The organism is Dyella nitratireducens (genome assembly GCF_014642835.1).
In the GTDB taxonomy this organism is placed as follows: Bacteria; Pseudomonadota; Gammaproteobacteria; order Xanthomonadales; family Rhodanobacteraceae; genus Dyella_B; species Dyella_B nitratireducens.
Genome location: NZ_BMJA01000001.1, coordinates 970,979 through 990,326 on the forward strand (window position 1 = coordinate 970,979; position 19,348 = coordinate 990,326).

17 protein-coding genes are annotated in these 19,348 nt (G+C 62.1%); 7 read left to right on the top strand and 10 right to left on the bottom strand.

Annotated features, from left to right (window positions below; all coding sequences use genetic code 11):
* Positions 1–2: 2 nt before the first annotated feature.
* Positions 3–902 (bottom strand): LysR family transcriptional regulator, encoded by a 900-nt coding sequence (locus IEX75_RS04575; RefSeq protein ID WP_188793046.1) that lies wholly within the window; start codon positions 900–902, stop codon positions 3–5.
* Positions 903–1,115: 213 nt separating this feature from the next.
* Between IEX75_RS04575 and IEX75_RS04580 the strand changes: the two genes are divergently transcribed.
* Positions 1,116–2,333, top strand: coding sequence for an MFS transporter (locus IEX75_RS04580; protein ID WP_229720632.1), 1,218 nt, complete (start codon positions 1,116–1,118; stop codon positions 2,331–2,333).
* Positions 2,334–2,337: 4 nt separating this feature from the next.
* On the opposite strand, the gene def is transcribed toward IEX75_RS04580, so the two are convergent.
* A complete protein-coding gene (def, locus tag IEX75_RS04585) occupies positions 2,338–2,877 on the bottom strand; it encodes a peptide deformylase (protein WP_188793048.1) in 540 nt (179 codons plus the stop codon).
* A gap of 182 nt (positions 2,878–3,059) precedes the next feature.
* Between def and IEX75_RS04590 the strand changes: the two genes are divergently transcribed.
* The 4 genes from IEX75_RS04590 (at position 3,060) to IEX75_RS04605 (ending at position 6,827) form a co-directional block, all read left to right on the top strand.
* The gene (locus IEX75_RS04590; RefSeq protein WP_229720633.1) at positions 3,060–5,144 is read left to right on the top strand and encodes a carbon starvation CstA family protein; all 2,085 of its coding nucleotides are present in this window, start codon (positions 3,060–3,062) and stop codon (positions 5,142–5,144) included.
* A gap of 3 nt (positions 5,145–5,147) precedes the next feature.
* Positions 5,148–5,336, top strand: a complete 189-nt coding sequence (locus IEX75_RS04595) for a YbdD/YjiX family protein (protein ID WP_188793049.1) — start codon at positions 5,148–5,150, stop codon at positions 5,334–5,336.
* A gap of 124 nt (positions 5,337–5,460) precedes the next feature.
* On the top strand, positions 5,461–5,946 hold the full coding sequence (locus IEX75_RS04600; protein ID WP_188793050.1) for a DUF2127 domain-containing protein: 486 nt from the start codon (positions 5,461–5,463) through the stop codon (positions 5,944–5,946).
* 392 nt (positions 5,947–6,338) lie between these two features.
* Positions 6,339–6,827: a DUF2127 domain-containing protein gene (locus tag IEX75_RS04605; protein WP_188793051.1), complete on the top strand. Its 489-nt coding sequence runs from the start codon at positions 6,339–6,341 to the stop codon at positions 6,825–6,827.
* Between the two features lie 59 nt (positions 6,828–6,886).
* On the opposite strand, the gene IEX75_RS04610 is transcribed toward IEX75_RS04605, so the two are convergent.
* From IEX75_RS04610 to xerD, 7 genes are all read right to left on the bottom strand, one after another.
* Positions 6,887–7,783 carry a DMT family transporter gene (locus IEX75_RS04610; protein WP_188793052.1) on the bottom strand — a complete coding sequence of 299 codons (897 nt, stop codon included), beginning with the start codon at positions 7,781–7,783 and terminating at the stop codon, positions 6,887–6,889.
* On the bottom strand, positions 7,780–8,646 hold the full coding sequence (locus tag IEX75_RS04615; protein ID WP_188793053.1) for a glycosyltransferase family 2 protein: 867 nt from the start codon (positions 8,644–8,646) through the stop codon (positions 7,780–7,782). The genes IEX75_RS04610 and IEX75_RS04615 overlap by 4 nt, the downstream gene beginning before the upstream one ends.
* Before the next feature lie 113 nt (positions 8,647–8,759).
* Positions 8,760–9,515, bottom strand: coding sequence for a hypothetical protein (locus IEX75_RS04620; RefSeq protein WP_188793054.1), 756 nt, complete (start codon positions 9,513–9,515; stop codon positions 8,760–8,762).
* Positions 9,506–13,366, bottom strand: coding sequence for a phosphoribosylformylglycinamidine synthase (purL, locus tag IEX75_RS04625; RefSeq protein ID WP_188793055.1), 3,861 nt, complete (start codon positions 13,364–13,366; stop codon positions 9,506–9,508). The genes IEX75_RS04620 and purL overlap by 10 nt, the downstream gene beginning before the upstream one ends.
* An 89-nt stretch (positions 13,367–13,455) precedes the next feature.
* Entirely contained in the window at positions 13,456–14,322 is an 867-nt protein-coding gene (locus IEX75_RS04630) for a DNA ligase (RefSeq protein ID WP_188793056.1), read from the bottom strand.
* Positions 14,323–14,378: 56 nt separating this feature from the next.
* Complete coding sequence (locus IEX75_RS04635) at positions 14,379–15,161, bottom strand: disulfide isomerase DsbC N-terminal domain-containing protein (protein WP_188793057.1); 783 nt, start codon at positions 15,159–15,161, stop codon at positions 14,379–14,381.
* 107 nt (positions 15,162–15,268) lie between these two features.
* Positions 15,269–16,192 (bottom strand): site-specific tyrosine recombinase XerD, encoded by a 924-nt coding sequence (gene xerD, locus IEX75_RS04640; RefSeq protein ID WP_188793058.1) that lies wholly within the window; start codon positions 16,190–16,192, stop codon positions 15,269–15,271.
* Positions 16,193–16,271: 79 nt separating this feature from the next.
* Between xerD and IEX75_RS04645 the strand changes: the two genes are divergently transcribed.
* Both IEX75_RS04645 and IEX75_RS04650 read left to right on the top strand, forming a co-directional pair.
* Positions 16,272–16,772, top strand: a complete 501-nt coding sequence (locus IEX75_RS04645; protein ID WP_188793059.1) for an RDD family protein — start codon at positions 16,272–16,274, stop codon at positions 16,770–16,772.
* 136 nt (positions 16,773–16,908) lie between these two features.
* On the top strand, positions 16,909–18,180 hold the full coding sequence (locus IEX75_RS04650) for a polyhydroxyalkanoate depolymerase (protein ID WP_188793060.1): 1,272 nt from the start codon (positions 16,909–16,911) through the stop codon (positions 18,178–18,180).
* Between the two features lie 56 nt (positions 18,181–18,236).
* On the opposite strand, the gene ltaE is transcribed toward IEX75_RS04650, so the two are convergent.
* The gene (gene ltaE, locus IEX75_RS04655) at positions 18,237–19,253 is read right to left on the bottom strand and encodes a low-specificity L-threonine aldolase (RefSeq protein WP_188793061.1); all 1,017 of its coding nucleotides are present in this window, start codon (positions 19,251–19,253) and stop codon (positions 18,237–18,239) included.
* Between the last annotated feature and the right edge of the window lie 95 nt (positions 19,254–19,348).

Genomic DNA, 19,348 nt, shown 5'->3' on the forward strand with positions numbered 1-19,348 from the left:
GCTCATCCTGGCGGTTCGACTGTCCAGCGCGCCGCCACGAAGTCGATGAATGCCCGCGTGCGCGCAGGCAACTGCTTCGACGGCGACCATACGATGTGCAGTGGCAGCCCCGGCAGCTGCCAATCGTCCAGCACGGTCTCCAGTCGCCGCTGGTCCAGCAAACTTCGCACTTGCCATAGCGCCGCCACGCCGATGCCCAGTCCGGCGATGGCCGCTGCGTTACAAGCCGCGGCGTTGTCGGCGCTGAAACGTCCGTGTACTTCCACGGCTTGCTTGCGACCACCGCGGCGATAGTCCCATCGTTGCGGCACGGGTTCGGCCGTTCGACGCACGATGCACGCGTGCTTGCGCAGATCGGCCGGCGTGCGCGGATAGCCGTGACGCGCGAAATAACCAGGCGCGCCGATCGTCACCATGCGCAGCATGCCCAGTTGGCGCGCGTGCAGGCGGCTTGCAGGTAATTCGCCGAGCCGAACCGCAGCGTCCAGTTTTTCGCGCTGCAGATCGGCGCGATGATCGGCCACCACCAACTCCACGTGCACGTCCGGGTAGCGCTCCATGAAAGCCGCAACTACCGGCACCAGGTAGGGCGCACTGAATTGGGTGGAACCGCCGACGCGCAGCAGGCCATCGATGCGCGCACCATGGTCGGCCAGCTCCGAGCGCGCCAGATCGATATCCGCCAACGCGGTTTTGATGCGCGCATGAAATGCCAGCCCGGCATCACTGGGCTGCGCACGGCGCGTCGTGCGTTGAATCAATTCCACGCCCAGCTCGCTTTCCAATGCCGCCAACGAGCGGCTCACCGCCTGCAGCGAACGCTGCAGATGCCGCGCGGCGGCACTGAGATTGCCCTGTTCCACCACGGCAATGAAAACGCGGTAGTCATCCAGGCTGGCCATGCCGATTCTCCCGATTTTCGGAATGATGCTTCCATCTTAGTGGCGATTCTCCCGAATGGCGCAGCTCCTCAAAATGAGCACCGGTCCTTCATTGGAGAGCGCTTCCATGTCCAGCTTGCTTCCCGCCGCCATCGATGATGTATGGAAACAAGTGCATCAGCATGGCTCGTTCGAAGATCCCGAATGGCTTGCCGCGTATCGCGAGACAGTGCCATGAACAACGCTGTCGCATCGCCAGCGCCGGTTCGATTGTTTGCGGTAGCGACCGCGGTCATCGTGCTGAGCCTGTACCAGGCGCAGCCATTGATTGGCATGATGACGCGCTCGCTCCACCTCACGCCGGCTGTCGCGGGACTCATATCCACGCTGACGCTGCTGGGTTATGCGTGTGGGTTGTTCTTGTTGGTACCGCTGTGCGACGTGTGCGAGAACCGCTCGCTGGTTCTCGCCACGTTGTTCGCCAATGCGTTGACCTTGTTGCTCGCCGCCTGCCCGATACCGGCTGCTGCATTTCTTGTCGCCAGCGGCTTGACGGGTTTCACCGCGACGGCGATTCAAATGCTGATCCCCATGGCCGCGGCGATGGTGCCGGAGGCACAGCGTGGCCGGGTGATCGGCAACGTCATGAGCGGATTGATCCTTGGCGTATTGCTTTCGCGTCCGCTTGCCAGCGTTGTGGCGGGGCGTTTCGGATGGCGCATGAGCTATTGGGTGCTGGCCGCTGCGGTGGGTGTGCTCACGCTCCTGTTGGCAAAGATGTTGCCACGCCGGTCGCCGCCGCATGCCGGCCGTTATGTTGCGCTGCTGTCTTCCATGGCCGGTTTGTTGCGCGAAGAACCCGTGTTACGCCGGCGTGCCTTTGCAGCGGCGCTTTGCTTTGCGGCCTTCAACGCGTTCTGGAGTACGGTGGTATTGCGCCTTTCGAGCGCACCCTTCGGGCTGAGCGCGGATGGCGTTGCCATCTACGCCCTGGTAGGCGTGAGCGGCGCGTTGGCTGCCCCGTTTGCTGGAAGACTAGGCGACCGCGGTTTTGACCGCATAGGTACGCACGCCGCGCGGATGGCCGTCGTACTTGCCATGGCGCTGGCCTGGATCGGCGGCGTGCTGACCACGCATCTGTCCCCGGCTCTATCGCTGAGCCTGCTGGTGATGGCAGCGATCCTGCTCGATGCGGGAACCATCGCCGACCAGGCGCTGGGGCGCCGTGCGGTGAACCTGCTTCGACCCGAAGCGCGCGGACGAATCAACGCACTGTTCACCGGCATCTTCTTCATGGGCGGCGCGCTGGGTTCCGCCTTGGCAGGTGTTGTGTGGGCGCGTGCAGGATGGCATGGCGTCTGCCTTGAGGCCATCGCGTTCGCCGTAGCAGCCCTGGTTTATGGCATGCGCCGCCACAGCACCGCGGTGTTGCTCGCTACCGAAGATTCCTGACGTATCAATCGTCCGCTTTCGGATCCATGCCGGGGAACAACACCTCGGTAAACCCGAACTTGGTGAAGTCGGTAATACGCGACGGATACAAGCGCCCGATCAAATGATCGCATTCGTGCTGCACCACGCGTGCATGGAAGCCATCTGCCGTGCGATCGATGCGCTCGCCCTTCGGATCGATGCCTTCGTAGCGAATCAACGAATAGCGATTCACGGCACCGCGCAAGCCCGGTACGGAAAGGCATCCCTCCCAGCCTTCCTCCATGTCCTGCGACAGCGGCGTGATGACCGGATTGAGCAGGATGGTTTGCGGTACCGGCGGGGCATCCGGATAACGCTCCGATTGATCGAAACCAAAAATCACCAGTTGCAGGTCCACGCCGATTTGTGGCGCGGCAAGCCCAACACCGCCGGCGGCATGCATGGTTTCGAACATATCGGCAATCAGCGCATCGAGTTCGGCGCCGCCGATCATGCTTTCGGGTACGGGCGGAGCGACGCGCAACAGACGCGGATCGCCCATCTTCAGAATGTCGCGGATCATGCCAACCTCGCAGGGGATATTGCTTGTTGCCCGAAAGTCTAACTGCGGACGGCACGGCATGAACGCAAGCTGCTCCGGCAGCTTGTCCTTGCCGTTCTGTCATGAAATGCGCTTGATCCGGTATTGACCCCTGCCCCGGACAGGAAGAACCTTAGCCCAGTCCAGGAATCCGGAGTTCTCATATGGCTACCATCGCAATGAGACCGACCAGCGTGGCGGGCAGGATTCTATGGGCCGCCATCGCCATGATCGGCGCCGCCTGCCTGGCGGTGATTGCCTTGCGCCGCGGCGAACCGGTCAACGCCATCTGGCTGGTGGCCGCGGCCGTGGCGATCTTCCTGATCGGCTACCGCTTCTACGGCAAGTTCATCGAGCACCGCGTGCTGCAGATGGATCCCACCCGCGCGCCACCTTCGGTGCTGCGCAACGACGGGCTCGATTACGTGCCCACCGACAAATGGGTGGTGTTCGGCCACCACTTCGCTGCGATTGCCGGCGCCGGCCCGCTGGTAGGTCCGGTGCTGGCCGCACAGATGGGTTATCTACCCGGCACCTTGTGGATCCTGTTCGGCGTGGTGCTGGGTGGTGCGGTGCAAGATTTCATGGTGCTGGGCCTCTCGGTACGACGCGATGCCCGCTCGCTGGGCCATATGCTGCGCGAGGAACTCGGCGCATTGGCCGGCGTCGTGGCCATGTTCGGCCTGCTGGCGCTGATGATGATCGTGCTGGCGGTGCTGGCGCTGGTGGTGGTAAAGGCGCTGACGCACAGTCCTTGGGGTACGTTCTCGGTCGCCTGCACGATACCCATCGCGCTGCTGATGGGTGTGTACCTGCGCTGGCTGCGTCCCGGGCGCATTCTGGAAGTGTCACTGATCGGCCTGGTGCTGTTGCTGGCGTCGATTGCTTACGGTTCACACATTGCGACCACGCCGGAGCTTGCGAAGCTATTCGATTTCGATGCGGCGACACTGGCATGGCTGCTGATCATCTATGGCTTCGTCGCCTCGGTGTTGCCGGTGTGGCTGCTGCTGGCACCACGTGATTACCTGTCCACCTTCCTGAAGATCGGCACGATCCTGCTGTTGGCGATCGCGATCATCTTCGCCGCACCGCAGTTGCAGTTGCCGGCAGTATCGCGCTTTATCGATGGCACCGGCCCGGTGTTCCAGGGTCAGCTGTTCCCGTTCCTGTTCATCACCATCGCCTGCGGTTCAGTGTCGGGCTGGCACTCGATCATCGCTTCGGGCACCACGCCGAAGCTGCTGTCGAATGAAGGCGAGGCACGCATGGTGGGTTACGGCGGCATGCTGATGGAAGCCTTCGTGGCGATCATGGCCTTGATCGCGGCAGCCTCGCTGCACCCTGGCGTGTATTTCGCGATGAACTCGCCTTCGGCGTTGATTGGCACCACGGTGGACCACGCCGCCAGTGTGATCAGCCAATGGGGCTTCGTGGTCACGCCGGATGAGCTGACACGCACCGCAAAAGACATCGGTGAAACCAGCATCCTCAGCCGTGCCGGTGGCGCACCTACGCTGGCGGTGGGCATGGCGCAGCTGCTGCACAACATCCTTCCCGGCGAAGGCATGGTGGCGTTCTGGTATCACTACGCGATCCTGTTCGAAGCACTGTTTATTCTCACCACGGTGGATGCGGGCACGCGCGTGGGCCGCTTCATGATCCAGGAGATCGCGGGGCTGGTGCACGAGCCGCTGAAGAGCACCGAGTCGTGGATCGGCAACGTGCTTGCCACCACGATCTGTGTGGCCTTGTGGGGTTACTTCCTGTACCAGGGTGCGGTCGATCCCCTGGGCGGCATCAATACCCTGTGGCCATTGTTCGGCATTGCCAACCAGATGCTGGCAGCGATCGCGCTGATGCTCGCCACGGTCGTCACGGTGAAACTCAAGCGCGAACGCTATGCGTGGGTGCCGGGCATTCCGGCGGCGTGGCTGGTCATCTGCACACTCACAGCGGGTTTCGAAAAACTGACCGGTTCGATCAGCTTTACTGCTTCCGCGCAGAAGTACCAGGACGCGATGAATGCCGGCAAGTTGCTGGCGCCGGCCAAATCCTTGGGTGAAATGCAGCGCATCATCACCAACAACAGCGTAGATGCGACGCTGACGGCCGTGTTCGTACTGCTGGTGTTGACGATGCTCGGTTTCAGCATCTTCGCCATCCTGAAGGCCGTGCGCAGCAGCGCACCAACGGCGCACGAAGCACCGCGTGTCGCGCTGGCCAGCGTTACAAGCGGGAGTACCTGAGCCATGACACTCCAGAAACTGTGGCAGCGCCTGGTCCAAACCGCCCGCCTGAGCTGTGGCGTACCTGACTATGACGTCTACGTCGCCCATCTGCGCGCCCATCATCCGGAGCGCAAAATTCCCACTTACGCTGAGTTCTTCCGCGATCGGCAAACGGCGCGCTACAAGGGCACAGGGGGGCGCTGCTGCTGACCCTGTCGTTTGTCACGCTGGAAATTCAAGGCCATGTCCTTATTGAAGAGGACATGGCCTTGTTATTTCTACCCGCGATTAAACTGTTTCTGTTCACCCGAACCATGGCCCTGGGCGCCCTCGCATGACCAAGCCCGTTTCCGAGATCGAACGCCGGCACAGTTTGGGCTTGCGCGTCATCGCCATCTACAAGGCAATCAAATCGGTGAGCCTGATCTTTGTGGCCTTCGTCGCGTTCGGCCTGCACAAGGAACAGAACTTCGAACACCTGGTGCACGCACTGGAGCATCTGTCATTGCAGGACAGCAGCGGCATGCGCTGGCGCCTGGTCGGTTTGCTGCAGCAATGGGGACCTAGCAAGTTCATGGCTGCAGGCATCGTGGCGCTGGCCTATGCGGCGATTTTCGCGACCGAAGGCACGGGCCTGTGGCTACGCAAGCACTGGGCAGAATGGTTCACCGTGATCGCCACCGGATCGCTGATCCCGGTGGAGGCGTACGAAATGTTCCACAAGTTCAGCTGGCTGAAGCTGGGTGCGTTGATTGGCAACATCGTGATCGTGATCTATTTGATTCGCCTCGCGATGCAGCCTCACGGACGCAAGCTTTAATTTTGTTTATCTAGGGATGCTCTGATCTATTCCACGTACCCGCCACCACACTGTATGCGCGCCTCGGTTTGCACCGACGGTGAAGGCATACTGGTTGTATGTCGAGACGGCGGGGCGAAGCGAGGCGCGCATACAGTGTGGCCCTAACTTTTTGAATGATATGAAGGGGTGACGTCCAGAAGGCCCGCAGGCTGTGCCGCGCGGCTTGCCAAGACGGCCAGTCTTCCCTGCGCCGCGCAACACACCCTGCGAGCCTTCTGGACGTCATGCCGGGCACGTGGAATAGATCAGAGCATCCCTAGGCCGTGTCCACACAAAGACATCGTCTTGTCGTAACGACCTGCGGTTAGACTTGTCCCTTTCACCCGAGCCATCGCCCTGGGCACCCCCACATGACCAAGCCCGTTTCCGAGATCGAAGCCCGACACGGCTTCGGCCTGCGCGTGATCGCCGTCTACGAGGTGATCAAAACGTTGTGCCTGATCCTGGTGGCCTTCGTTGCGTTCGGCCTGCACCAGGAACAAAACTTCGAGCGCCTGGTACACACGCTGGAGCATCTTTCGTTGCAGGACAGCAGCGGCATGCGCTGGCGCATGGTGGAATTACTGCAGGAAATGGGGCCCAGCAAGTTCATGGCCATCGGTATCGTGGCACTGGGCTACGCAGCGATCTTCGCAACAGAAGGCATCGGCTTGTGGCTGCGCAAGCACTGGGCTGAATGGTTCACCGTGATCGCCACCGCGTCGCTGATTCCGGTGGAGGCGTACGAGGTGTTCCACAAGTTCAACTGGCTGAAGCTGGGTGCGTTGATCGGCAATATCGCGATCGTGATTTACCTGGTCCGCATTGCGATGCAACCGCACGGGCGAAAACCCTCGTAGGTTGGGTTAGCGCAGCGTAACCCAACGATTTCGCGCCGAGCATGTTGGGTTGCGCGACGCTACACCTCGTGATGGATTGCTTCGGCCGGCAGCTCGCGACGTGGCATCAGCTCCACCAGGTACATCGCAGCCAGCACCAGGCCACCACCGCACAGCATGCGCCAGGTGAGCACGTCACTACCGAACGCTACGGCAAACGCCGCCGCGAAAACCGGCTCGGTGGTCATCACGATGGCGGCACGCGTGGCCTGCAAATGCGCCTGAGCCCAGGTCTGCATCAACATCGCACCTGCACCAGCCACCAGCGCCATATAGAGCACGGCAATCCATGCATTGCGATCAGGCGGCAACACCGGGCCGCCATGACCTGCGGTAGCAAGCAGGCAAACGAGCGCGATCACCGCCATCTGCACGGCAGACAGGCCGAACGCTTCGTCAGCGCGTGACCAATGCCCCAGCGCCACGATGTGCAAGCCATATAGCAAGGCCGAAGCGAGCGTCAGCCATACGCCGAGATCGACGGAAAAACCATTGAGCGAAAGCAGCGCCAGACCCAGCGTTGCCAGGCCGACCGCCAGCCACACCATGGCCGGCATGCGTTGGCGCAGCAGTAGGGTGGCAAGTATCGGCGTGAACACCACATACATGCCCGTTACGAAGCCGCTGACGCTGGGCGAGATCAGAGCCAGGCCCCAGGTCTGCAGCAGCTGGCCGCAGCCATAGATCGCTCCCAGTGCCATACCACGCCAAAGCTGCCTGCGTTCCAGCCGTGCTACGTGGCGATGGAACAATCCGAACATGGCGATGGCAGCGATGATGAAGCGCACGGCAAGAAAATCCGCCACCGGCATGCGATCGACCACGCCTTTGATCAGCACGAAGGTGGAGCCCCACACGGCGGTCATGGCCAGCAGCCCCAGGGTTGCCAGCAGACCGATGCGCGATGGGCTACTCATCGACGAACCATCCGCACCCATTGTCCAGGAATTTTCAGCAGGAACCGGCACCAGATGCCCAGCCACACCACGGCGGCAGTGAGCGGATTGCGTGCAGCCGGATCGAACTTGCGGAACCAGCGCCACATGCCTCGATGCTTGTGATAGCTCACGAACACGGGCCGATGCCGGCTCGATCCACCTTTGCCGTGCAGCACGCGAACATCGCCAGCCAGCAGTACGCGCCAGCCCGCATCACGCACACGGCGGCACAGATCGAGATCTTCGCAATGCAGGAAATACGTTTCGTCGAAACCGTGCAGCAGTTCGAACACGCGCAACGGCATCAGCATGACCGCGCCGGAAATGGCTTCCGCCTCTACCAGCTGATCGGGAATCTCCTTCGCATTCACCCCGCCGCTGCGCTTGAACAGCGTGGCGAGTGCACGCCTGATCAGGGGATCGCGGCGGAATGAGGCGGGATCGGGCACACCTTGCGCATCGCACACTACCGCACCGACAAGGCCGACCTTTTTCTCGTTGGCGAGCACATCCAGCAAGCGCTGCAAGGCATCCTGGTCGATCAGGCAATCGGGATTGAGGATCAGCAAGGTCTCGCCATGTGCCTGGGCGGCGGCACGATTGACTGCCGGGCCGAAACCGAGGTTGGCATGGTTGTAGATCACCTTGAGACGCGGGTCGCTTTCATGCGCACGAGCGATCGCCTGCGGAATGCTATCCGACGATGCGTTGTCGATCAGCAGCACTTCGAGTGGCATCGTGCATGCCAGCACGCTTCTTACGCAGTCGCGCAGGCTCGGGCCGCTGTCGGCGGAAACGATGATGACGCTGAGTTGCAGTTTTGATGAATCGAGTGCAGGCATGGTCGGGCGATGGATTCAGGTGCGGCGATCGTATCGTGGACTCGTAGGCTGGGGTGCAAACCCCAGCGCTGTGATTCTAGGAGGCAGGACCATGGTGGGGTTTGCACCCCAACCTACGGCTCGTCGATCACGTCCTGCCCTAACACATGCGAGAGCGCCAACGGCGGCTGCTCTTCGTCGCGACTCAGCCAGGCCTCGTCGGCATGCCAGCCGTACAATTGCCAATCTCGCAGCCGGTACGGCTTGTCGTGGGCGCGATCGTACAGCACTACGCCACGCCATGCCGCCATCGGCCATGCAAGCCAACGCGCTCCTGGTGCGATCGATACCTGTGGTTCGACATGGTCGATGCGTGCGTCTACACCGATCCGGCAGCTATGCGCGCCGACCATCGTCACATCAGCGGGAGCATCCGGTGACGTGCCGTCCAGCGCTATCCAATACGGCGCCTGCAATTCGATAAGGGTATCGGCGGGACCGATCGGCGCCAACGCCAATTCTTTCCAGTCCGGCGATGCTGCCGCGATGGCTGCACTGCGCCGGGGCTTATGGTCCTGCCAGGATTCGAGCAGCACCAGCACCGAGAAACCAGCCAGCGCCGCGAGCGCCGTCAAAGTGAGGCCGAGCCTATGGTTGTCGAAAGCGAGATAGGCGGCGACCAGCAAACCGGCAAGACCCCACCGCAAGGCATATCGGAGGAAGCCGTGATAACGCTGCAAGCGAGGCAATTGAATCGCCTGGATGGCGGCCAATCCCGACAACAGCGGCAAACCGGCCCACCACGGCATCAAGCCAAGCAAAACGGCCCAGGCGATGGCCAGCAACCAGGCCAGCCATCGACGCCGCTGTGCGGCAAACGTCAGCCGCACCACACCCTTGCGTTACGGAACATGCGCATCCACGGCGAATCCTCGCCCCAGTTATCCGGATGCCAGCTCATCTGCACGCTGCGGAACACGCGCTCCGGATGCGGCATCAGGATCGTCACGCGCCCATCCGCCGCAGTGAAGCCGGCGAGGCCGCCCGGCGAACCGTTGGGATTGAGCGGATAGTGTTCGGTGGGTTTGCCGCGGTTGTCGACGAAGCGCACGGCACTGCCTGCTTTCGAAGGGCTGCAGGACGCCGGAAACACGACGCGGCCCTCGCCATGCGCCACCACGACCGGAATACGCGAGCCGTTCATGCCCTTGAAGAAGATGCTGGGCGAATCCAGCACTTCGAGCGTGGCCAGGCGCGCTTCGTATTGCTCGGAGGCGTTACGCAAGAACTTCGGCCAGTGCTGCGCATCAGGAATGATGTCTTTCAACTGGCTCATCATCTGGCAGCCGTTGCACACGCCCAATGCGAACTTGGTGCTGTCGGCAAAGAAGGTGCTGAATTCTGCGCGCAGCATGTCGTTGTAAAGAATCGATGCTGCCCAGCCACGGCCAGCGCCGAGCACGTCGCCGAAGGAGAAGCCGCCGCACGCTGCAAAGCCGCGGAAATCTCTCAGCTTGATGCGCCCGCTGGCGAGATCGGACATGTGCACGTCCACCGCGTCGAAGCCCGCGCGCGTGAATGCCGCAGCCATCTCGACCTGGCCGTTCACACCTTGCTCGCGCAGGATCGCTACGCGCGGACGCGCCGCTTTGTTGATGTACAGGGCGGCGATGTCATCCGCCGGATCAAATGTCAGCTTCGGACTGATGCCTGCATCGGCATCGTCGATACGCCATTCCAGCTCCGCATCCGCGCTGACGGGGTTGTCGCGCAGACGTTGCATCGCGTGGCTGGTTTCATTCCACGCCTTGAACAGCTGCGTCCAGTTCCACTTGAACAGCGTTTCCTTGTTGAGGAAAAGCTTGATGCCGAGCTTTTCCTTCGGACGGCCGATGCGATTGCTCATGCCGGCCAGGCCATGCTTGATCAGCAACGACTCGAACGCTTCGCGGTTGGCCGTGGCCACTTGCAGCACCGCGCCGAGTTCTTCATTGAACAACGCGCGCAGCGTGGCTTCGGCCCAGCCATCCAAGGTAATTTCCAGGCCGCAACGGCCGGCGAAAGCCATTTCCAGCAGCGTGATGATCACGCCGCCGTCGGAGCGATCGTGATAGGCCAGCAACATGCCTGCACGATTCGCTTCCTGCACCAGATCGAACAGCGCTTTCAGGCGCTTGGCGTCATCCAGATCGGGCGGCATGCCGCCGCCACGATTGAATACCTGGGTAAGCGCAGAGCCACCGAGGCGGCCGCGGCCTGCGCCGAGATCGATCAGCCACAGATCGGAATCGCCGCGATCGAGCCGCAATTGCGGCGTAAGCGTGCGACGAACATCACTGACGCGCGTAAAGCCGGTAATGACCAGCGACACCGGCGCCACCGTGCGCTGCGGCGTATCGCCGTCGTGCCACACGGTTTGCATGGATAGCGAATCCTTGCCAACCGGAATGGAAATATCCAGCTCCGGACATAGCTCCATGCCCACGGCCTTCACCGCATCGAACAAGGCAGCGTCTTCGCCTGGGTGATTCACGGCCGCCATCCAGTTGGCGGAAAGACGCACTTCGTTCAAATGATCGATCGGCGCTGCGGCAAGATTGGTGATGGCCTCGCCCACGGCAAGACGCGCAGCTGCCGCGCTGTTGAGCAGCGCCACCGGCGCGCGTTCGGCTATCGCCATCGCTTCGCCCTGGTAGCCTTCGAAATCCACCAGCGTCACGGCGCAATCGGCCACCGGCACCTGCCACGGGCCGACCATCGGATCGCGTGCGCACAAGCCGCCCACGGTGCGATCGCCGATGGTGATAAGAAAACTCTTGCTGCCCACCGTCGGCAGGCGCAGCACGCGCATCAGCGCCTCGTCCATGCCGATGCCGCTGAGATCCGGAATCAAATCGATACGCGGCTTGATGTGCTTGGTATCGCGATGCATGCGCGGCGCTTTGCCGAACAGCACATCCATCGGCAGATCGATCACCGTCAGGTTGCGACGCGGATCGGTAACACGCAGCACGCGCTCCTTGGTGGCAGTGCCGACCACGGCATACGGGCAACGTTCGCGTGCGCAGAATGCTTCAAACTGCGGCACGTGTTCTTGCTCGATCGCCAGTACGTAACGCTCTTGCGATTCGTTGCTCCACACCTGCATCGGCGAGAGCGAGGGGTCGTCGCAGGGCACTTTCGACAAATCGATCTCGCCGCCTACGCCGGCATCGTTGAGCAATTCGGGGATGGCGTTGGACAAGCCGCCTGCGCCGACGTCGTGGATGCTGACAATGGGATTGTGCTCGCCCAGCGACCAGCAGCTATCGATGACTTGCTGGCAACGGCGCTCCATTTCCGCGTTGTCGCGTTGCACGGAGGCGAAGTCGAGTTCCGCGCTGGACGCACCGGATGCCATCGACGACGCCGCGCCACCACCCAAACCAATCAGCATGGCCGGGCCGCCGAGCACGATCACCGCATGTCCCGGCTGCAGCTCGCGCTTCTGCACGTGTTCGCTGCGCATGTTGGCAAGGCCGCCGGCGATCATGATCGGCTTGTCATAGCCGCGACGTACGCCGGCTTCGCCGGTTTCATGCTCGTAAGTGCGGAAGTAGCCGCCCAGGCAGGGACGGCCGAATTCGTTGTTGAAGGCGGCGGCGCCGAGCGGACCATCGCGCATGATTTCGAACGCGCTGGCCATGCGTGGCGGCAGCGGGCGTTCGACTTCCCATGGTTGCGGCGAGCCAGGAATGCGCAGATCCGATACGGAGAAACCGGTAAGGCCGGCTTTTGGCTTGGCGCCGCGGCCGGTGGCACCTTCGTCGCGAATCTCGCCGCCCGCACCAGTGGCGGCACCCGGCCAGGGTGCGATCGCGGTGGGATGGTTGTGCGTTTCCACCTTGATCGCATATTCGATGCGCTCTTCGCTTGCACGCCACACACCGTCGTCGCCGCAGACGAAACGCTTGCCGGGATGGCCTTCGATCACGGCCGCATTGTCTTTGTAAGCGGAAAGCGTGTAGGCAGGTGAATGCTGGTGCGTGTTCTTGATCATGGCGAACAGGCTTTTCTCCTGCGCTTCGCCATCCAGCGTCCAACTGGCGTTGAACACCTTGTGACGGCAATGCTCGGAGTTAGCCTGCGCGAACATGAAGAGTTCGGCATCGGTTGGATCACGGCCGAGTTCGGCATAACGCGCGGCCAGGTAATCGATCTCGTCATCGGCCAGCGCCAGGCCCAGGTCGGTATTGGCACGGGCGAGTGCTGCGCGCGGGTCGGTGCCCAACCTGATGTGCACCAGATCGCCCGGCTGCCCGGCAAGGAACAAGCCCTGCGCCTGCTCCAGGCGGGTGAGCACCGATTGCGTCATCGCGTCATGCAGCACCCCGAGCACGTCGCGGTAGCTTGCATCGTCGGTGGCCGGCAGGCCGCTTACCTGATAGGCCGTACCGCGCTCGACCCGGCGCGCGTCGAAGCCGCAGTCATGCAGGATATCGGTGGCCTTGCTCGACCATGGGGAAATCGTGCCCAGTCGCGGCACTACCCACAGCGAAGCCATGTCCGGCTTGCTGTCCTTGGCCTCCAGCGCCTCCAGCAAGCGCTGGCGCTGCTCGCCTTCCGGCTCGGCGGCCGCATCGATGACATAGACAAACCAGCAGGCCTGCACGCGGGTGCCACGGTGCAGGGCATCCAGGCGGGCATTGAGACGGTCAAGACGAAAAGGCGAGAGGGCGCTCTGCCCGTCGAGTGCGATCATTGCGGGGGGAAAAGGCGCTAAGCGATAGAAGCGCCGTATTCTACCTGAGCGGCGCCTATCCCTGCGCAGAGAGGGCTCGCGGGGCCTGGTTAGAGCTCGTCCCGCACCCGCATGAACCGTGCAAAGCGCGGCTTGCCACCGGCTGTCTTGCCCTGGTACCGGAACGTCACTGTGCTGCCGACCGGTGGCGGGCCGTGGCGTTGCTCGTCGGTAAAACCGGTGCCGATGCGAAAACGCGTGCCATCCGGCAGTTCCACCAGCAGCGAACCCATCATGCCGGCGTATTTGCCCTTGCCGGGCACATGAGCGACCACGCGGGCTTCGGCATCGTCGAAAGGCTTGAGCTTGAGCAAATCGCCCGTGCGGCCGGCGCGATACAGCGAGGCGCCACGGTGCAACACCAAACCTTCACCACCACCCTGCACGATGTCGTCGAGTTTGCGTTGCAGCTCGGCCGCATTGGCGACTTTGAACTGCGACACCGCCTGCACCCATGGACAATCAATCTGCGCCACAAGCTTCTGCAATACGGGAATGCGCTGATCGAACGTCCCCGGATGTGCAGGCAGGTCGAACACCATGTAGCGCATATGGCGCCATGCCTCGTCATCGGCAGACTGCTGGCGGATAGTGGACGAGGCTTGCTCGAATCGGTCACGCCCCGCCCACAACTCACCATCCATCGGCGTCTTGGGCAATTTGGCGGTAAACCACGCAGGCGCTGGAATGATTGCCCCACTGCGCGTGCGCAGTGTCTCGCCATCCCAATAGCCGCGCACGCCGTCGTACTTTTCGCTGACCCAGTAATCGCTGAGCGTAATGCCGGCATGATAGACATTCGCCAACATCACCGGCGACGGCGTGAGCGTCGCCGGATAAGCCGGCGCAACCAGGGTCAACCCAATCAACAGCGACAGGGTACGTATCACACCTGCCGAACGTTTCGCTTTACGCATGACACTTCCCTGTGAACGACGCAGCCGTTACGACGGCATGCGTCGATGTCGATAGATCAACTACCCTTTCCGGAATGCGCCTGCACCGCTTGCAGCATGTCCTGCGGTGACAGATAACCGCCGATCAAGGTGCCGTCCTCGGCGTAGACTGCCGGCGTGCCGGTCACGCCAAGCCGCAGGCCGAGATCGAATTGATCCTTGACCGGATTCTTGCAATCGGCAGGCTTCGGATCGCGGCCTTTCTTTGCTTCCGTGAAGGCATCGTTGCGGTCGGCGGAGCACCAGATCGACACCATTTCCTTGTACGTCTTGGTTAGCTGACCATCGTCGCCGGTGACGCCGGCACGCGGCCACGCCAGGTATTGCACGGCAATGCCTTCCTTGTTGATGGCCTTGATCTGCTCGTGCAGCACACGGCAATAGGGGCACGTCACGTCGGTGAACACGGTGACCGTGTACTTGGGATTCGGTGGCGCAAACACGATGCGATCCGACATCGGCACTGTGGCGAGTTGTGTCTTGCGATAGGCAGCCCAGGCGTCGTCGGTCAGGCTGGTACCCTTGCTGGCATCGATCAGCTCACCGTTGATCACGTACTTGCCATCGTTGCTGATGTACACCAGATGCCCCGACGCGATCACCTGATAGAAACCCGGTATCGGCGCTGGCGTGATCTGGTCGATCTTCGCCTTGGGGACGAGCTTCAACAACGTCTGGCGCACCACGCTTTCAGGTGTGTTGGCGACGGGAGGCGGTGTAGAAACCGTAGCCTGGGCCAGCGCCGCGCCTGCATGCAGGGTTAGTACGCCCATGCAAAGCAGCCAGAACTTCTTGGACATACAACCTCTTGCCAGGGCGGCTAAGTGAGAGAAATGCGGTAAGTATCGCATATCGACCGCAACGGCCCGCTAGGAAAACCCTGATCTGGTTGTCTCATCACACTTCGCTAACCACGAGGGTGATGCTGCGCGTGCAGTCGCTTCAAACCTTCTTTCGCCACCAGCGTATAAATTTGCGTGGTGCTCAATGCGCTGTGCCCCAGCAGCATTTGCAAGGCACGCAGATCCGCACCGTGATTCAGCAAATGCGTGGCGAATGAATGCCGCAACACATGCGGTGAAATGCGCTTGCTGTTGATGCCCACCGAGATGGCATGGCGTTTGACCAGCGTCCAAAACATCTGCCGCGTCATGCCCTCGCCGCGCTTGCTCAGGAACAGTGCTGGCGGTTGCCGGCCTTTGGCAAGCACCGGGCGCGCCTGGGTGAGATATGACTGGATGTATTCCAGCGCCACCTCGCCAACCGGTACCAATCGATCCTTGCCACCTTTGCCGGTCACGCGCAGCACACCTTGGCGAGGGTTGAGTGCGGCCAGCGGTAGCTCCACCAGTTCGGAAACGCGCAGTCCCGAGGCGTACATCAGCTCAAGCATGGCGCGGTCGCGCAAACCCAACGTGGTCGATATGTCGGGAGCATGCAGGAGGCCTTCCACTTCGCGTTCGGCGAGCGCTTTAGGCAAGCTGCGCGGTGTCTTGGGACGCTCGATCAACAACGTGGGATCTTCGAAGCCGGGTTCATTGCGCGCCATCGACGCATAGAAACGGCGGAACGCGGACTGGCGCCGCGCCATCGAACGCACTGCCACCGGTTGTGAGCCGTGAAAAGCCGAGATGTCCTCACGCCGCGCCGTGCGCAGCATTCGTTCGCGCGTCGCCAGCCAGCGCGACAACGCTTCGAGGTCCTGGCGATAGGCCTGCAGCGTGCGTTCGGCCAGGCCGTCTTCGGACCAGACGCGTTCGAGGAAGGCCGCGATTTCCAGCTCGTCCGCTTCAGCAATGGCAACCGGCTCTTTACTCGTGTTCTGTTTCATGCGCACGATGCTCGGTGTTACGCACAGGTAGTGCAAGCGTGATGCGGCATCCACACATTTTCGGAGTCGATGATCGACCATGACGCAAGCGACCACGATCGATACGGCCTGCCCGCTATGGCGACGCCTGCTCGCCCTGCTCTACGACCTGGTCGCGGTGCTGGCCATCGTGATGGTGGTGGGATTGCTGTGCCAGCTCGCCACCCATGGCCAGCTGATCACCACCGGTGCGCAGGTGCATATCGCGTGGTGGTACCAGCCGCTGCAAGGCTTGGTGGTGGCGGCGTATTTTCTGGTGTCGTGGCTGCGTGGCGGCCAGACATTGGGTATGCGGCCATGGCGCATCCGTGTCACGACCAACAACGGCGCGCGGCTAACAGTGCAGCAAGCGCTGCTGCGGCTGATCATCGCCGCCCTGCCCTTGTTGCTGCTGTTGCTGGCACCCGCGGTAGGCCTTCGCACAGCGCTTTGGACAATCGCTGCAGCGTGGTGTGTATGGTTCGCGGCAGCGCTTTTCGACTATCGCGCCCGGACGGTGCACGACTTGGTGGCCGGCTCCGAGGTACGGCGGATTCGCTGAAATCGCCGTCGCTGGCCGCCTGAGACACATCAATCTATAACTCATTGATACACAAGGCAGCCGCAGCCTGTCGCAATGCAGCATTACCACACATAAACGGCTATGATATGACTTTAGCCGCCAGTGCCCGACGACCATGCTTTACCAGCTCCATGAATGGCAACGCGCCTTCCTCGGCCCCTTGAGCCACTACGCCGAAGCCAGCGCCCGCATGCTCACCGATCCCAGCAGTCCCCTGGCCCAGTTGCCGGGCGCGCAGCGCATGGCGGCGGGCTACGAGCTGATCCACCGGCTGGGCAAGGATTACGAAAAGCCGGCCTTCGGCATCCACAGCATCTCCAATGCGCAAGGCAACCAGATCGCGATCATCGAGCGCATCGACCTGGAGACGCCCTTCTGCCAACTCCGCCGGTTCAAGCGTTTCAGTGACGATCCGGAAACCATCGAGAAGATGAAGTCCGAACCGGTCGTGCTGGTGGTGGCGCCGCTGTCCGGCCATCACTCCACGCTGTTGCGCGACACGGTGCGTGCGCTGCTGCAGGACCACAAGGTGTACATCACCGACTGGACCGACGCGCGCATGATTCCCGCCTCGGCCGGTCCGTTCCATCTGGACGACTACGTCGCGACCATCGAGAACTTCATCCGCCACATTGGCGCTGAATCGCTGCACGTGATCTCGGTATGCCAGCCGACCGTACCGGTGCTGGTCGCGATTTCGCTGATGGCCGCGCGCGGTGAAGCCACGCCACGCAGCATGACCATGATGGGCGGCCCGATCGATCCGCGCCGCAGCCCCACCAGCGTGAACAACCTGGCGACGCAGCAACCGCTGAGCTGGTTCCGCGGCAACGTGATCCACACGGTGCCGATCAACTATCCGGGCCATGGCCGCGAAGTGTATCCGGGCTTTCTGCAGCACGCCGGTTTCGTGGCGATGAATCCAGGCCGCCATCTGAGTTCGCACTGGGATTTCTATCTCAATCTTTTGCGCGGCGACCTGGACGACGCCGAATCGCACCGCAAGTTCTACGACGAATACAACGCCGTGCTCGACATGCCGGCGGAGTATTACCTGGATACGATCAACACCGTGTTCCAGCAATTCCTGCTGCCGCGTGGACTGTGGGACGTAAATGGCGAACGTGTGGATCCCAGCGCGATCAAACGCACCAGCCTGCTCACCGTCGAAGGCGAGCTGGACGATATTTCCGGCATCGGCCAGACCGAAGCAGCGCATGATCTGTGCACCGGCATTCCAGCTTCGCGCCGGGCGCATCGCGTCATCGAAGGTGCCGGTCACTACGGCATCTTCAGCGGCCGGCGCTGGCGCGAAGTGGTGTATCCGCAGGTACGTGACTTTATCCGCCGCTCGGAGTTGGCGCTGGTATCCAGCAAACGCGCCTGATCGCAGGTTGCAAGCACATGGCCGTCATTCCCAAAGCGGGAATGGCGGCCAACTTTTTAGCGGCCAAAGAACGCCGCAAACGCCTTGATCACGCGTTCGACGCCTGCATCATCGACATCCAGATGCGTCACCAGACGCAAGGTCGGCAAATATCCGATGCTGATGCGTATCGAAGCGGCACGCAGATGCGTATCCAGTTCGCGCAGCCGTTCGGCCGGCACGTCAATGAACACCATATTGGTGTGCTGACCAAGCAGCTTGATGCCCGCAATCTCGCTCAGGCCATTGGCCAAGCGCACAGCACGCGCGTGATCGTCCGCGAGGCGCGCCACATGGTGGTCCAGCGCATATGAGCATGCGGCCGCCAGGATGCCGGCCTGGCGCCAGCCGCCGCCTGCCACCTTGCGCCAGCGCCGTGCCTTCTCGACCAACACGGCGGAGCCGACCAGCACCGAACCGACCGGCGCGCCCAATCCTTTCGACAGACACACCGAAACACTGTCGAAGTGCTGTGCGATGTTACGTGGCGAAACGCCGCCCGCTACCGCTGCGTTGTAGAGCCGCGCACCGTCCAGATGCAAGGCCAGCCCGCGCTCGCGGGTGAAATCGCGGGCAGCATGCAGATAATCCTGTGGAATCACACGACCGTGCCAGGTGTTTTCCAGCGCCAGTAGACGGGTACGCGCGAAATGGGGATCGATCGGCTTGATCGCCGCCGTCACCTTGTCCAGCGGCAGCGTGCCGTCGACGTCGTGTGGAATGGGCTGTGGCTGGATCGAACCCAGCACTGCCGCGCCGCCACCTTCGAATTTGTAAGTGTGCGCATCGGCACCGACGATGTATTCATCGCCACGCTCGCAATGCGACATCAGGGCCAGCAGGTTCGATTGCGTGCCGGATGGGACGAACAATCCCGCCTCGAAACCGAGATCGGCGGCAAGACGTTGCTGTAGCGCATTGACGGTGGGGTCTTCGCCATAGACATCATCGCCGACCTCGGCGTCGAGCATGGCGTCGCGCATGGCGCGTGTCGGCTTGGTAACGGTGTCGCTGCGCAGGTCGATCCAGTCCATGGCGTCCTCATTGGGTGAGTGGGGTATCTATGACTTTGCCGGGTACCGTGACTGCGGGCAAGCCACGTAGGCTGGGTGCAAACCCCAACTTGACG